General features: G+C 69.7%; 11 protein-coding genes and 2 tRNA genes. 5 read left to right on the top strand and 8 right to left on the bottom strand.

The window, feature by feature from the left end:
* Positions 1-2,169, bottom strand: a complete 2,169-nt coding sequence (locus tag DJ82_RS01110) for a S9 family peptidase (RefSeq protein ID WP_094580859.1) — start codon at positions 2,167-2,169, stop codon at positions 1-3.
* A gap of 90 nt (positions 2,170-2,259) precedes the next feature.
* A complete protein-coding gene (locus DJ82_RS01105) occupies positions 2,260-2,868 on the bottom strand; it encodes an IMP cyclohydrolase (protein WP_094580858.1) in 609 nt (202 codons plus the stop codon).
* Positions 2,869-3,039: 171 nt separating this feature from the next.
* Here DJ82_RS01105 and DJ82_RS01100 point away from each other — a divergent pair.
* Positions 3,040-3,112, top strand: a tRNA-Gln gene (locus tag DJ82_RS01100).
* A gap of 187 nt (positions 3,113-3,299) precedes the next feature.
* Here the strand turns inward: DJ82_RS01100 and cgi121 are convergent.
* The 4 genes from cgi121 to guaB form a co-directional block, all read right to left on the bottom strand.
* Complete coding sequence (gene cgi121, locus DJ82_RS01095) at positions 3,300-3,890, bottom strand: KEOPS complex subunit Cgi121 (RefSeq protein ID WP_094580857.1); 591 nt, start codon at positions 3,888-3,890, stop codon at positions 3,300-3,302.
* Positions 3,887-6,361 (bottom strand): ATP-dependent DNA helicase, encoded by a 2,475-nt coding sequence (locus tag DJ82_RS01090; RefSeq protein WP_094580856.1) that lies wholly within the window; start codon positions 6,359-6,361, stop codon positions 3,887-3,889. Before DJ82_RS01090 ends, cgi121 begins: the two co-directional genes overlap by 4 nt.
* 109 nt (positions 6,362-6,470) lie before the next feature.
* Positions 6,471-7,058: a HalX domain-containing protein gene (locus DJ82_RS01085; protein ID WP_094523085.1), complete on the bottom strand. Its 588-nt coding sequence runs from the start codon at positions 7,056-7,058 to the stop codon at positions 6,471-6,473.
* 138 nt (positions 7,059-7,196) lie between these two features.
* The gene (gene guaB / locus DJ82_RS01080) at positions 7,197-8,684 is read right to left on the bottom strand and encodes an IMP dehydrogenase (RefSeq protein ID WP_094523087.1); all 1,488 of its coding nucleotides are present in this window, start codon (positions 8,682-8,684) and stop codon (positions 7,197-7,199) included.
* A gap of 672 nt (positions 8,685-9,356) precedes the next feature.
* Here guaB and DJ82_RS01070 point away from each other — a divergent pair.
* From DJ82_RS01070 to DJ82_RS01060, 4 genes are all read left to right on the top strand, one after another.
* Positions 9,357-10,391 carry a DUF5794 domain-containing protein gene (locus tag DJ82_RS01070; protein WP_094523091.1) on the top strand — a complete coding sequence of 345 codons (1,035 nt, stop codon included), beginning with the start codon at positions 9,357-9,359 and terminating at the stop codon, positions 10,389-10,391.
* 75 nt (positions 10,392-10,466) lie between these two features.
* Complete coding sequence (locus tag DJ82_RS01065; protein WP_094523093.1) at positions 10,467-10,688, top strand: DUF5795 family protein; 222 nt, start codon at positions 10,467-10,469, stop codon at positions 10,686-10,688.
* Positions 10,689-10,820: 132 nt separating this feature from the next.
* Positions 10,821-10,995 (top strand) — tRNA-Trp (locus DJ82_RS14740).
* Between the two features lie 490 nt (positions 10,996-11,485).
* On the top strand, positions 11,486-12,691 hold the full coding sequence (locus DJ82_RS01060; protein ID WP_094580855.1) for an inorganic phosphate transporter: 1,206 nt from the start codon (positions 11,486-11,488) through the stop codon (positions 12,689-12,691).
* A 9-nt stretch (positions 12,692-12,700) separates the two neighbouring features.
* On the opposite strand, the gene DJ82_RS01055 is transcribed toward DJ82_RS01060, so the two are convergent.
* Both DJ82_RS01055 and DJ82_RS01050 read right to left on the bottom strand, forming a co-directional pair.
* On the bottom strand, positions 12,701-13,132 hold the full coding sequence (locus tag DJ82_RS01055; protein WP_094523097.1) for a universal stress protein: 432 nt from the start codon (positions 13,130-13,132) through the stop codon (positions 12,701-12,703).
* A 765-nt stretch (positions 13,133-13,897) separates the two neighbouring features.
* Complete coding sequence (locus tag DJ82_RS01050; RefSeq protein ID WP_094580854.1) at positions 13,898-15,310, bottom strand: aspartate aminotransferase family protein; 1,413 nt, start codon at positions 15,308-15,310, stop codon at positions 13,898-13,900.
* Positions 15,311-15,458 lie beyond the last annotated feature (148 nt).

The following is a 15,458-nucleotide window of genomic DNA, read 5'->3' as shown; positions in this document are numbered from 1 at the left end:
CTACGCTTCGCCGGCCTCGCCGCCCGTCTCGTCGGCCTCGTCTCCGTCGCCCTCCGCCTCGCCGTTGTCCGCCGCGCTCAGCCCCGCCTCGTCGGGACGGTCGAGCGCCCGCGGCGCGTCGTGGTGCTCGGAGTAGCCGTCGAACCAGCGAGCGATCCGCTCGATGCGGTCGACGACGTGCCCGGGTTCCCCGGAGCGGGAGAGCTCGTGTCCCTCGCGCGGGTACCGCACGAACCGCGTGTCGACGCCGTTCTTCCGGAGGATCCGGTGGTAGAGCTCCGCCGTGCAGATCGGCGTCCGCGTGTCGTCCTCGCTGTGGATCAACAGCGTGGGCGTGTCGACCGCGTCGGCGTGGCCGGTCGGCGACTGCTCCCACAGCCAGCCGGGCTCCTCGGACGGGACCGTGTCGAAGTCGCCCTCGAGCAGCTTGTACGCGCCGTCGGTCGAGCCGTAGAAGCCGGTGAGGTCGTACACGCCGCGCTGCGAGACGGCCGCGCGGAAGTAGTCGGTCTGCCCCACCGTCCACGCGGTCATGAACCCGCCGAAGGAGCCGCCGGTGACGAAGGCGTTCGTCTCGTCGACGGACGGGCGCTCCGCGACCGTCTCCACGCCGGCCATCACGTCGGAGAGGGTCGCGTCGCCCCAGTCGCGCTCGATCGCCTGCATGAACGCCTCGCCGTAGCCGGTCGACCCGCGCGGGTTCGACCAGAAGACGACGTAGCCGCGGGCCGCGAGCGTCTGGAACTCGTGCCACATCGTCCCCGCGGTCGACCACATCGCGTGGGGGCCGCCGTGGATCTCGACCGCGAGGGGGTACTCCTCGTCCGTCTCGCCGTCCGCCCCGTCGACCGCCTCGCCGTCCGAGTCGAACTCCGGCGGCGTCATCACCCACCCCTGGATCTCCGTCCCCTCCGACTCGAACCGTATCTCCTCGGGCTCGCCGATCGCGCGATCGGCGAGGTAGTCGGCGTTCAGCTCCGTGAGCCGCGTCGTCTCGCCGCCCCACGCGTCGTGCGCGAAGACGTCGCCCGGGTGGTCCCACTCGCTGGCGGCGACCGCGACGGTCACCTCGCCGGGGCCGGCGCCGTCGTCGCCGCCGACGGTCGCGCCGGAGACGGTCCCCGGCCGGAGGAGGCGCTCGGGGGCCGCGCTCCCGTCGGCCGGGACGTGCCACAGCGCCGTCTTCCCCTCGTCGGGGGTCGCGAAGTACAGCGTCGCGTCGTCGGGACCCCACTGCGGCGCGGCCTCGTAGCCGAGCCCGCGGTCGATCCCGTCCGTGAGCTCGGTCACGTCGCCCGTCTCGCGGTCGACGACGCGGAGGTCGACCGGCTGCATCGACACCTGCTCCGGCTCGGCGTGGGTGAAGGCCACTCGCCCGTCCGCGGTCGCCGCGATCGCGGCGCCCCAGCCGGTGGTCGTGTGGACGCGCTCGGTGTCGCCCGTCTCGAAGTCGTGCGCGCGGATCGCGATCTCCGCGGAGTCGTCCGGGTCGTCGCCGACCTCCTCGGCGAAGTAGAGCGTGTCGGCGTCCCCCCAGTCGGGCGCGGCGAAGTCGGCGTCGCGGTCGGTCACCCGCTCGACGCCCTCGGCGGGGTCCGCCGCGGTCGCGCCGTCGACGTCCGCGTCCGCGTCGACGACGTACACGCCCGACCGCCGCCCGTCGAAGAAGCGCTGTCCGGAGCGGTAGACGGTGCGGTCGATCACGCGCGGGTCGGGGTGGTCGTCCGGCTCGTACTCCTCCGGCACCGACAGGTCCCGGCCTTCCTCGCGGTCCTCGGCGGTCACCGACTGGACGAAGGCGATCCGGTCCCCGTCCGGCGACCACGCGATCTCCGAGACGCCGCCGACGACGTCGGTGACCCGGCGGGCCTCGCCGCCGTCGACCGGGAGGACCCACAGCTGCTGGGTGTCGTCGTCCGCCCCCCGCGTCGACGTGAACGCGATCCGGTCGCCGGACGGGCTCCAGCGCGGCTCCGCGTCGGAGCCCTCGGCCAGGGTGAGCCTGCGGAGGTCGCCGCCCGCGACGTCGACGAGGAACACCGTCGACTCGACGGTCTCGTCGTCGGTCGGCTGGCGTCGCAGGAAGGCGACCCGGTCCCCGTCGGGCGAGATCCGCGGGTCGGCGGGCGTGGCGATGTCGTGATAATCGGCCGCGGTGACGCGCTCCATGGAGGCGGTCGGCCGCCGCGGTCAAAAGGCGTCGGGAGCCGGAAAAGGGGTCGGCCGGGACGTCGCCGACGCCCCGCCTCGGGCGGCCCGCTACGCGTCGCCGTTGTCGAGCGCGAGCGTCACGCCGTCGTCGTCGACGGTCGCGCCCGCGGCGCACACCGGGTGCTCGAAGTCGGCGCCGAGGACCTCGCTCGCGGCCGCGCCCGCGTCCGGACGCTCGTCGTTCGCCGCCGCGAGGGCGTACGGCTCCGGGCTGTCGGTCTCGTAGGTGGCGACGATCGTCGGCTCGTCGACGGCCTCGACGAGCAGCGCGTCGCGGCGGACGACGCCGACCGTCGCCGTCTCGCTCCCGACGACGCCGGCGATCCGCGGCGTGTCGTAGTCGTCCTTCTCGAAGTCGAGCGCGAGCAGCGGCGTCGCCAGCGCGTCGCGCGCCGGGTACCCCAGTTCGAGCTTCTCCGCGATCGGGTCGACGTGCGAGCCGTTCCCGACGACCGCGAGCGGCTCGTCGGCCGGGGTCCGGACCGCCCGCGCGCAGTTGTACGAGACGTACGGATTGTCGGTCTCGGAGGCGTCCGGCGTCGGTCCGACCGTGAGGGTCCCGCCGCGGTCGAGCACGCGCCGGTTCGGGAACGAGCGCGAGGAGACGCGGTAGGCGCCGATTCCGGGGGCGACGACGACGAATCGTCCGACGTACATACAGCTTCGTGGCCATTCGGACGAGTAAAACGCATCGATATGCGCACGTTCTTCGATCAGATCCCGGTCGCGGAGGAGGCACCCGGCTCTCCCACCGCCTGTGAACGCGTGACAGAGGGCCGGCGACGCGCAACGCTTACAAACACGCACAGGCTATCGATGGTTGCGCACAGTCCATTGGGGTAGTGGCCAATCCTGTTGCCTTCTGGGGGCAACGACCCTGGTTCGAATCCAGGATGGACTATTCTCGCGGTTCGCCCGTCCTCGATCCAAACGCGGCGTCCCCCTCCGCTTCGTCTGCGGGGGTCCGTTTCGCGTGGATCGCCTCGTTCCGCTCGACCGCTCGCTTCGTCTGGACTCGAACACTTCCTACGTACCGCGGTTTCCAGTGGAAGCGAAGGGGTATGGGAATCGGTCACCCGCGTTCCCGGTCACTTCTCGACGTCGAGCAGCGCCACCCGTTCGCGGACGACGTCGGCCAGGTCGCCGGCGGTCGCCGCGAGTTCGCGGTCGGAGACGCCGTAAAACTCCGTCACTCGTTCCCGATCGAACTCGGCGGCGGCGGGGGGAGCCGTCAGCCGCTCGACCGCTCGGTCGGCCGCGTCGAGGTCCGCGGCGGGTCGGTCCGCGCCGTCGACGCCGCCGAAGTCGGCGACCAGCACGACCGCGCGCTGTTCGCCCTCTGAGACGCCCAGCGCCAGCGCGCGGTCGATCTGTCGACGGCCGGCCGCGTACAGCATGATCTCGACGCCCGGGTCGCGAGCGACGGCCTCGCCGCGGGCGATCGCACGGGCGGCGAGGCGGACCGCGGCGCGGAGGTGAGCGTCGGAGACGACGAGGTCGGCGTCGAACGCCTGCACGACCGCGCCGGTCTCGTCGGCGATTCCGTCGAGGCGCGCGAGGAAGGCGTGGAGGTCGTCGATGGCGACCGTTCCACGGACGAGGCGGTGCGGCGGGGTCGACGGGTCGGGGCGGCCGTCGTCGGACCCGGTATCAGGGGTCGTTTCCGTCCCGTCGCTCACTCGAAATCACCCAGGCTCGCCTGCCCGTCGCCGTCCCCGTCGCTCGCGGAGCCCGCGGTCGCCGCCGCCGAGGCCGACTTGTCCGGACGCACGTCGTCCATCGACGGGTCCTCGCGCCCCGCGTGTTCGAGGATGCGCTCGGCGGTGCGCTCGCGGCCGCGGAGCGCGCCGAGCACGACCGCCTTGTCGGCCTCGCGGAGGTCGGCGCGCGTCTCGACGCCGGCCTCGTACAGCCGGCGGGCGCGCTTCCGGCCGACGTTCCGGACCCCAGCTAAGTCGAGCAGCTCCTCGCGGACGCCGTACTCGATCCGCTTGCGGGCCTCGCGGACCGCGACGACGACATCGCCGTCGACGTCCTCTACGTCCGGCGCGAGGGTCTCGGCCGCGCGCAGCAGCCACTCGGCGGTGTCGACCTTCCCGCGGATGTCTCCCGGGCCGACGCCGTACCGCTCCGTGATGCGGTCCTCGTCGACCTCGTTCGCCCAGTCCTCGAGGAGGCGGGCCGTCTTCAGCGACGCGAGCCAGTCCTCGAAGCGCACGTCCTCGTACTCGGAGGGCACGTCGCCGAGGAACTCGCCCTCGCGCTCGTAGCAGAGCTCGGTGTACGTCTCTCTGTCCCCCGACTTCAGGTAGAGCTCGTACATGTCGGGCGTGCGGCTGACGAGGTGGTAGAGGCCGAGCGGGGTGACCTGGGGAGCGGCGGGGTCGGCGTCGCCGTCGGCCGGGTCGCCCGCGGCGTCCGCCGTCTCGCTCTCGTCGCCGTCCTCCCCGGCTCGCGCGTACGTCCCGAACCCGGGCTCGTCGGCGTCTCCGTCGCCGTCGGCCGTCATGACGAACTCCCCGTCGTCGCCGCCCGCGCCGGCGACGCCGCCGGTCCCCGCGTCCCCGACCGACCGCAGCCCGTCGATCATCTCCGCGGCGCTCATCGGGTCGAGGTAGAGCCGCGAGACGGTGTGGCCGATGCCGGTCGCGGTCAGGCTCTCCGTCCCGCCGTCGCGGTCGCGGTCGATGAAGCCGTTGACGGCGAGGTAGTCGAGGACGGTGTCGGTGACGGCCCCGAGCCGCCCCTCGTCGTCGGTCTGCGTGGCGTAGAGGGTGTTGTCGAGGAAGGAGAGGAGCCCGTCGCGGGTGGAGGCGAAGCCGGAGGCGACGGTGGCGAGCACGTGGGTCCGGAGCGCGGGCTCGGCGGCGAGCTTCGAGCGGACCGGCTCGGGGTCGGCCCAGAGGTACCGCTCGAACAGCTCCTCCTTCGTGTCCGCGTCGTTCGCGAGCAGCACCGCCTCGCCGTAGGGGTCGAGTCCGGGCCGACCCGCGCGCCCGCACATCTGGTGGACCTCCAGCACGTCGAGCGGCTTCATCCCGCCGAACTCCCCGTCGTAGCGGCGCCAGTCGCGGACGATCACCCGGCGGGCGGGGGTGTTGACGCCGGCGGCGAGCGTCGGCGTCGCGGAGATGCACTTGATGAGGCGGTCGCGGAACGCGTCCTCGACGAGCGACCGGTGCTCGCTCGCGAGCCCCGCGTGGTGGAACGCCGACCCCTGCGCGACCGCGTCGGCGAGGTCCTCCGACGTGTCCGTGTCGGAGACGCCGCGGATCTCCTCGGCGAGCTCGCGGAGGCGGTCGCGCTCGTCGTCGGTGAGCCGCGACCCGGTGACGTCGGTGAGCTTCCGGGCCGACGACTCGGCGTTGCGGCGGGAGTTGACGAAGACGAGCGAGGAGCCGCCCTGCCCGTCCTCCTCGGTGTCGAGCGCGTCGGCGACGAGCCGGGCGGTCTGGTCCTCGCCGCGCTCGACGGGGACCTCCCGCTTGCTCCCGTCGGCGAAGTCGACGGCGTTACCGAAGTGGACGCCCATCCGGAGGTCGATCGGGCGCCAGTCCGACTCGACCAGCCCGGCGTCGAGCCAGTCGGCGATGACGTCGGCGTTGCCGACGGTCGCCGAGAGCGCGACCGTCTGGAGCCCGGGGTTCACCTTCCGGAGCTTCGCGAGGGTCACTTCGAGGGTGGGGCCGCGGTTCGGGTCGTCGACGAGGTGGACCTCGTCGCTCACGACGCAGGTGAGGTCGTCGATCCACGGGGCGCCGTTGCGGATCAGCGAGTCGACCTTCTCCGAGGTGGCGACGATGACGTCCCGCGTGGCGAGCCACTCGCCGTCGGACTCGTAGTTGCCGGTGGAGACGCCGACCGTGACGCCGTGGTCCTCCCAGCGCTCGAACTCGGTCTTCTTCTCGCTGGCGAGCGCGCGCAGCGGGACGATGTACAGCGCCTTGCCGCCGCGCTCGATCGCCGACAGCATGGCGAGCTCGGCGATCAGTGTCTTCCCGGAGGCCGTCGGGACCGCGGCGACGAGGCTCTCGCCGTCGACGACGCCGGCCTCGACGGCGGCCGCCTGCGGCGGGTACAGCTCGCGGATCCCCCGCTCGGCGAAGTGGTCGACGTACGGCTCGGCGAGCGGGAGGTCGCTGACGCGCATTCGGTCGTCGGTTCGGCCGGACCGTATTTAAACAGTCGGCGGGGCGGAAGCGGAGCCGCGTTTCGGTTCCGGACGCCGGTCGCGTCGCGTTCCGAGCCGCCTCGGGCCGTCAGTTCCCGTCGTCGAAGTCCTGAAACAGCTTCTCGAAGTCGTCTTCGTCCTCGGTGACCGCCTCCAGCGACTCGTCGGCCCGCGACCGGAGCTCGTTGATGCGGTCGGTGAGTCGCTGATACTCGTCGTTGTCGGCGAGTTCCGTGGCGCTCTTCTCGGTCTCCAACATCGCCTTCTTGGAGGTCAGCGAGAACAGCTCCTGCATCTCCGTGTCGTACTCTCCCCGTCGCAACAGCCCCGCGACCGTCTCCCTGAGGGTGTCGCTGGTGACGGGTTTCACGAGGTAGTCGTCGAACCCCATCTTCAGGATGTCGAAGTCGGGCTCGACCGCGGTGACCATCGCGACCCGGCAGTCGATGCCGCGCTCGCGGACGGCAGACAGCACCTCGTCGCCCGAGAGCCCCGGCATCCGCCTGTCCAACAGGATCGTATCGACATCGTCGTCGACTTCGTCGAGGTTCTCCAGCGCTTCCTGGCCGCCGTACGCGGTTCGAACGCGATACTCGTCGCCGAGCCACGCGGCGTACAGGTCGGCCAGATCTGGTTCGTCCTCGACCACGAGGACCAGCGGCGGTTGCTCACTCATGGATTCTCGGAGCGACGACGTGTTCGCTCACACGTTTCGTCTCTTCGCGGACTATATTAAAATACCTCTTCGGGACCACGCCGCCGCTATCGAACGCCGTCGGACCGTGGGCCGACCGTCGGCCGATCCGGCGAGCGATCACTCGTTCGGGCTGTAGTTCGGCGCCTCGTCGGTGATCATCACGTCGTGCGGGTGGCCCTCGGTCTGCCCGGCGCTGGAGACGCGGACGAACTCGGCTCGCTCGTGCAGCTCGGGGACGGTCGCGGCGCCGACGTACCCCATGCCGGAGCAGATCCCCCCGGTGAGCTGGTGGAGCTCCGAGGCGAGGCTCCCCTTGTACGGCGTCGCGGCCTCGACGCCCTCGGGCACGAACTCCTCGTCTTCGTCCTCCTCCTTGAGATAGCGGTCGCCGCCGCCGGACTTCATCGCGCCGACGGAGCCCATCCCGCGGTACTGCTTGTACTTCTTCCCCTGCATCGTGATGACGCGCCCGGGCGCCTCGTCGGTGCCGGCGAAGTACGAGCCGAGCATCACGGCGTTCGCGCCCGCGGCCAGCGCCTTGATCGCGTCGCCGGAGTAGCGGATCCCGCCGTCAGCGATCACCGGGACGCCTTGCTGGGACGCCACGTCCGCGACCTCCGAGACCGCGGTCATCTGCGGCATCCCGGCGCCGCTCACGACGCGCGTGGTGCAGATCGACCCCGGCCCGATCCCCACCTTCAGCCCGTCGGCGAAGTCGACGGCGGCCTCGGCGGCCTCGCGAGTCCCGACGTTGCCGACGACGACGTCGGCGTCGACGGTCTCTTTGATCGCGCGGGCGGAGTCGAGCACGTTGAGGTTGTGGGCGTGCGCGCAGTCGATGAAGATCACGTCGACGTCGGCCTCGTCGGCCGCGATCGCGCGTTCCTCCTCGAAGGGGCCGACGGCGACGCCGGCCAACAGGCGGCCCCTGTCGTCGCGGGCGGCCTCCTCGTGCTCGCGGCGCTGGAGGATGCCCTGCATGGTGATGAGCCCGACGAGGCGGTCTTCGCCGTCGACGATCGGGACGCGCTCGATCTTGTGGTCGTACATCAGTTCGAGCGCCTCGCGCGCGTCGACGTCCTCCGACGCGGTGATGACCTCGTCCGTCATCGCCTCGCTGACGGCGTCGTCCTCGCCGACCTCCAGGTAGGGGCGGATGTCCGTCCCGGAGATGATGCCGAGGACGGCGTCCTCCGCGTCGACGACCGGGGCGCCGGAGACGCCCTGTCGCTCCATCACGGCGTCGGCCTCGCGGACGGTGTCGTCGGGCGAGACCGTCACGACGTTCTCGCGGCGGATGACGAGCTCGTGGGCGCGCTTGACGCGCTCGACCTCGGCGGCCGTCTCCTCGACGGTCATGTTGCGGTGCAGGACGCCGAGGCCGCCCTCCCGGGCCATCGCGATCGCTAGGTCGCTCTCGGTGACGGTGTCCATCGCCGCCGAGAGGACCGGCACGGTGAGTTCGACGTTCTTCGAGACGCGCGCGGAGAGGTCGGCGTCGTCGGGCTCCACCCGGCTCTCCTTGGGGCGGAGGAGCACGTCGTCGAACGTCAGCGCTTCCGGCACGTCGAGCTTCGCAGAGAATCGACCGGAGTTGGTCTCCATATAAACCGTCGTGAGTGCCGCATCAAAAACGTTGCGAGTCCGCACGGACGTGCACCTCATTCTCATTCGAGTTCGATATATATGCACGGGCGTGGATCATATCGCGCGCGGCGGAGCCGATATCGAACCTGACCGGCACGGGTGCTCGTCAGGCGTTCGGCGCGAGTGCCAGCCTCGCGCTCTCCACGGACGAGGCGCCTGCGACCTCCCTTCGATCACCCGCACTCGGCTCTCGCCTTCGATCACCCGCCCTCGGCTCTCGCGTGTCACAGTTCGACAGGCACGTCCGCGAGCCGTCTCCCACGGATCGGCGCTCTAACGCCGGCGCCGTCGACGGATCGCCGGCGAAATCCGGGATTCGTCACCGGTTCGTACCCGCCTTTTTAAATGAGATACAGCGATCGTCCGTGTCGTGCGGACAGGTCTCACACAACCTTTAACGCAACCGAAACGCGTATATAGAGTATGGACTCCGACAGTCCCGTGAACGCGCGCACCGCCGGCCAGCCGATCCGCACCCTCGGCGCCTCCTTTACAGCCGGCAATCCGCGCAAACTCTTTACATGGGCTGGTCGGGCCGCTCGCGGCTTCGACTCCGCACGCCGGGCCCTCGGCTATCGCGGGTCGTCTGCTTCCCACCGTGTACCCGTCGGTCAGGGACATCGCCCCTGAATGAGCGTTTCACGCCACCCGATAGCGCTCCGCTTAGAGCGGCAGGTGGGCAGCGCGACGAAGCTGCTCGCGACCGTCATGGTGCTGCCGCTGATCGACGGCATCTTCCCGGCGTTAGTCATCGCCGGCGTGTTGGGCACCGCCACCGGCGTCGTCGAGACCGGGATCCTCATCTTCGGCGGGTCGGCCACCGCGGCCGTGATCCTCGCCGAAATGGACGGGAGCCGCCGGGAGATGGCGACCTCCGTGCTGTTGATCGGCGCGGTGGTCGTTCCCATCGCGGCGATCGAGGCGGCCTTCGCGCCGACGTTCAAGGCGTTCCTCGACCTCCACGTCTTCGAGCGGTTCGCGGGGCTGGTGATCCTCACGATCGCCGCCAAGACCGCGAGCTCGGAGATCGGCGAGTACCTCCCGAGCCCGGGCGTCATCATCGCGCTCGGGTTCGTCGCGAGCTTCGACCCTGCCGGCTTCGCCGTGCGCCCGGGCGAGATGACCTCGCCGGAGTACGTCGTTAACGGCGCCGCCGCGGCGGGCGTCGGCGTCTCGTTCGCCCTCGCGGTCGCGCTGCTGTCGCCGCACCTCCGGGGCCGCGTCGACATCGACCGCTTCCGGTTCGGTTCGGCGGTCGCGCTCGGCGTGCTCGCGCTCCCGATCCTGCTCGGTCCGTTCGACCTGATGCAGACCGAGGCGCCCATCGCGCTGGCCGTCCTCGCCGTCACCACGCTCTTCGCGTACGACCCGAACGCCGGTCCCGTCGCGGACTCCGGCGGCGACTCGCCGGGCGACGAGGACGGGCCGGGCGACGGTCCCCGCGACGGCGACGACGAAGACGCCGACGAGGAGGGAGGCTCCGACGAGGCGCCCGCGGACGGAGATCCCGCGCCGACCGACCCGCCGCTCGACGCCCCGCCGGACGCGCCCGGGCCGATCGTGGACGACGACGTGGCGGTGCTGGCCAACGGCGGCGACCGCGACGCGGGCGACGACGAGTCGGACCCGTTCACCGACGACGACTCCCGGGCGCCCTGGCTGTAGGCGTCGCGTCGCGATCGGCGGCTCCCCACACCGGCGTGTCGCCGGGGTTTAGGTGCTCCGCCGTCTACGCGACGTATGTCCAATCGCGTCGTGCAGGGCCGAATGGTGACGCCCGAGAAGCTCGCGGAGCTGGTCGAAGGCGAGTCGGTGCTCGAAGCCGAGTCCATCGCGGACGCCGAGCGGGACTGCCCCGAGTGCGGCGGCGACGTCATCACCGTCGGCTACATGCCGAGCGTCACCGAGTTCGTCACCGGGTTCAAATGCCAGGAGTGCGACTGGAGCGACGACGACCGCTGAGGCTATCGCCGGGAACAGCGGTCGGACCTCGCTCGGTAACGGCGCCGCTCGCGTCGCCCTGTCGTCACCCGATCGCTCGCGATCGAAACCCCTTTATCCGCGTTTCGGCAACCACCTAATGCGATACCGCGTGGGGCTGTGGCCAAGCCAGGCATGGCGACTGACTCCAGAGGTTCGTGCCCGGGACGACACTCCAGACTGATATACCGAGCGGGCGACTGATCATCGCTCGCGTTGACGACCCTCTGGAGTTCCGAGGCGCACCGGAGATATCAGTCGATCGGGGGTTCAAATCCCTCCGGCCCCATAACGGTCTTCACGCTACCGTATCACCTCTAGTAGCAACTATTGCACCTCCTCCAAGATCGGTACTCCGGCCCGGTCGCTCACGGGCGCCCGTACCCACTCTGATCGACCTCGAAGTCGATGACCCGATAGAGACGGAGGGAATCCACCGCACCAACGCCTACCGCGTCACCGTCGCGGCCGCGAGCTACGTTCACGAAGTAGAGACAGTCTCCATGATGCACACGAAAGAAAGGGGTTCATTCGGTGGCATCGACTTGGCTCACAGGCCGGTCTGAATCCCGGAATCGAAGGGCTCGCACGCCTTGACGTGTCCCTCCTCGCGGACCTCCCGGCGTACCACGTCTCGACGACGGTTGCGAGCGAACAGCGGGACCGGAGATCGGTCGGCTGTTCGCCGTGATCCTCGCCCCGTCGGGGGAACGTTTAACCACGGGCTCTGTCGAAGTGGGTGGTATGGTCCGAATCCCCGTCAGCGGAGGCCGTTGACCGTGGCGGGAACCGTCTTCTGGGCGCTCGTTGTGCTGGCGACGCTCACCAGCCTCGCCACGGCGTGGGCGCTCGGCGCCAACAGCAACTCGCCGCCGTTCGCCCCGGCGATCGGCGCCAACGCCATCTCAACGATGCGGGCGGCCTTCCTCATCGGCATCCTCGCCGCGCTCGGCGCGCTCACGCAGGGCGGAGCGATCTCCGAGACGGTCGGGGCGGGGCTCATCAACGGCGTCCAGATAACGTCGCTGGCGGCGACGGCGGGACTGCTGACCGCGACCGGCTTCATGGCCTTCGGCGTCTACACCGGCTACCCGGTGCCGGCGGCGTTCGCGACGACGGGAGCGATGGTCGGCGTCGGCCTCTCGCTCGGCGGCGACCCCGCCATAGACACCTACCGCCGCATCGGGCTCTTCTGGTTGCTCGTCCCCCCCGTTTCGGGCGGGCTCGCCTATCTCACCGCCACCATTCTCCGGCGCGACGACATCCCGGAGACGGTCGGCGTCCCGCTACTCGCGGCGGTCGTCGGCGGCATCGTCGCCAACGTGCAGTTGGGCGTCATCCCGTCGCCGCCCGACGCGAGCCAGAGCTCCGTCGCGGGATTCATCGCGCGGCAGGTCGAGACGCCGATGGTCGCCGATGTCGACCCCGTGGTGGTGCTCGTCACGCTGACGGCCGCCGCGGCGTGGTTCCTGCTCATTCGGCGCCGGACCCAGGCGTCGGTCGAGGGCGGCATTCGGACGTTCCTCATCGTCCTCGGGAGCGTCGTCGCCTTCTCCAGCGGCGGCAGTCAGGTCGGGCTGGCGACCGGCCCGCTCGAGAACCTCTACGGGGTCGAACTCGGGCTTCCCGGCGTCGTCCTGCTCGCGCTCGGCGCGACCGGCATCCTCGCCGGCGCCTGGATGGGGGCGCCGAAGCTCCTCCAAGCGACCTCCCGCGAGTACGCGCAGCTGGGGGTCAGGCGCTCGATCGCCGCGCTGGTTCCCGGGTTCATCATCGCGCAGCTGGCCATCGCTTTGGGGATCCCGATATCGTTCAACAACATCATCATCTCCGGGGTCATCCGCGGGGGGCTCGCCGGCGGCTCGGCGGGCGTCTCCCGTCGGAAGATCGGCGTGACCCTCGCGTTTTGGCTCATCACGCTCGTCGCCTCCATCGCGATCGGGTTCGGGCTCTACAAGGCCTTCGCCGCGGTGCTCGGCGGGTGAGGGCCCGGATCAGCGAACGACGGTCACGGTGACGGGGGCCTCGGCGACGACGCTGGTGGCCACGGTGCCGAGCACCCGGCGGGCGATACTTCCCCGCTCGTCGGCGTGCCCGCCCATCACCACGTGATCGACGTCGTGAGCGTCGACGTAGTCGAGAATGACCTCGGCCGGGTCGCCGCTCTCCACCGCCGTGTCGATCTCTCGATCGACCTCCGCGGCCCGCGCTCTCGCCCGCTCGACGATGCGGTCGGCCCCTTCACGCGCGGTCTCCTGACGCTCCTCGCCGGGTTCGAGAATGCCGCCCTCGCTCATCCCCGCGTCGATCGGGGTCACCACGTTCAGGACGGTCACCCGGCAGTCGAAGAGGTCGAGCGCCCGCGTGAGCGCCTCGTCGGCCAGCGGCGACCCGTCGAGCGGGACGAGGACGTGAGATGGCGCCATACGACGTTTCGGACCCGCCTGCACATAGTAACGATGGTCGTTCTACGCGCGTCCCCGGCCGACCGCCGCGAGTCGGCGACACGATCCGACGAGCGGTCGGCGATCTCGTTCGGACCGGGGCCGTGATTCTGGCCGCCGCGGCGGTAACGGTGCCCGGCGCGACCGGCGTCGTTTCCGGGTCGCGCACCGATACTGTCCGCATACCTATCAGTTAGAAATATAAGACAGTCTGAATATACTTCTCCGTCTCCCGAGCCCGAAGCGCGATTCGCGATCGGAGTCGAACGGCTGATCTGCGACCGACAATCTCTGCAGGCGGAGAGCGAGTTGGAGCGCGTGAAACTCCGTTTTAGACTGTTTCGGACGGGAACCGATCCTTCGTAGACTCTGACGACTCCGCTACAGTCGATCGCCTCGGGATGAGACGCTTCAGCCCTTTTCAGCTGGTTTGACCCTCTCGATTCGATGTTTCTCTCTGCGGCTTCGCTCCGATCTCAGATCGCTCTCCGTAGGGTCCTGAACGCTCTTACATACCTATACAATTTGAGAATACACCTTATATAACGGTATTTAAATACTATTGATGGCTCGGAGCAGACGACCCGAAACCGTCACGCGCCGCCGTCGTCTCCCGGGACCGACGCGTGAGTCACCGCGACCGCCGGGACGGCTCTTCGATCGCGGGCGATCAGACGGATCGACCGGCGATTGCGCCCGGAACGGACCGGTATCCGGTGGCGCTCGGCGGTGCGTAACCGTCCGCGTTCACTCGCCGTGGTCCGCGAGGACGTCGCGGACCGATTCGGTGATGATGTCCATGCCGACCTCCGCCTGGCGTTGCGTCAACACGAGCGGCGGGAGCAGGCGAAGGACGCTCTTGTGGCGTCCGGCGTACCACACGAGCACGCCCCTGTGGTAGCACTCGCGCTGGATCGATTCGACGAGCGACTTCGAGGGTCCGCCGTCCACCTCGAACTCGACGCCCGTGAACTGCCCCTTTCCGCGGATATCGACGATCTCGGGGACGTCCTCGGCGAGCTCGCGGAACCGCGACCGGATGTACCCCCCGACCTCCGTCGCGTGGTCGAGCAGGTCGTGCTCTTCGACGTACTCGATCGCGCGCGTCCCGCCGACGAACGCGGGGACGTTCCCGCGGAACGTGCCGACGTGACCGCCCGGCCCCCACGTGTCGTACTCCTCGTGATACATCATCGCGCCGATGGGGAGCCCCGAGCCGCCGATCCCCTTCGCCATCGTCATCGCGTCCGGCGTCACGTCCCAGTGCTCGGCCGCGAACCACTCGCCGGTACGCCCGAACCCGGTCTGGATCTCGTCGAAGATCAGCATCGCGTCGTTGTCGTCCGCGATGTCGCGGAGCCCCTCGAGGAACCCCTCCGGCGGGACGACGACGCCGCCCTCGCCCTGGATCGGCTCGACCCAGATCCCCGCGGGCGACTCGTGGCCCCCGTACGGGCCCTCGAACTTCCGTTGAACCGCGTCCAGCGCACGGGCACAGGTACCCGCCTGACAGCAGTTCTCGGCGGGACAGAACGACTCGACGTCACCGCTCGGCCCCGGCTCGCTGGGGTTGGGGAACGGGACGTGGACGGCGTCGGCCAACAGCGGGCCGTATCCCTCCTTGTACGCCTTGCCGGCGGTGAGGCTGAGCGCCCCGGCGGTCGTCCCGTGGTACGACCCCTCGAAGGCGAGGGTTCCGTGGCGGCCGGTGTTGTGTTTGGCGAGCTTGATCGACCCCTCGATCGCGTCGCTGCCGCTCGGTCCGCCGAAGATGACCTTGCTGTTTCCGGAGAGACCGTCGGGCGCGATGTCGTTGAGCCGTTCGATGAACTCGATCCGCGCCTCGGTGGGGAAGTCCACCGTATGGGTGAGCTTATCGAGCTGCTCGTGGACCCCCTCCAGCACGTACGGGTTGGAATGGCCGACGTTCAACACGCCGATGCCGGCGAAGAAGTCGAGGAACGTGTTTCCGTCGACGTCCCTGATGGTCGCGCCCTTGGCCTCCTCGAGCGCCACCGGTATGCGGCGCGGGTACGCGACCGCGTTGCTGTCGACCTCCCGTTGCCGTTCCAGCAGCCGCTCCGTTTGCGGCCCGGGTACCGGCTCCACGTCAGGCTCCATCGCGAAGTGGAGCTCGTCGATCGGTGGGCTTGCTACCATGTGACAGGAATTTGCGCGAGGATGTATATAATTAGTGATTGTGCAATAATATCTATTTCAGGGAGTCTGTGTACTAGCTAAAAAGTCTTATTTGAACATTGTTCAATAAATGTAATTCTCTCAGGACCCACCACTTATCATTTGAATC

It is taken from the genome of Halorubrum sp. Ib24 (genome assembly GCF_002252745.1).
In the GTDB taxonomy this organism is placed as follows: Archaea; Halobacteriota; Halobacteria; order Halobacteriales; family Haloferacaceae; genus Halorubrum.
The sequence above is the reverse complement of the archived record's forward strand: the minus strand, read 5'-3'. Positions and strand labels throughout refer to the sequence as shown.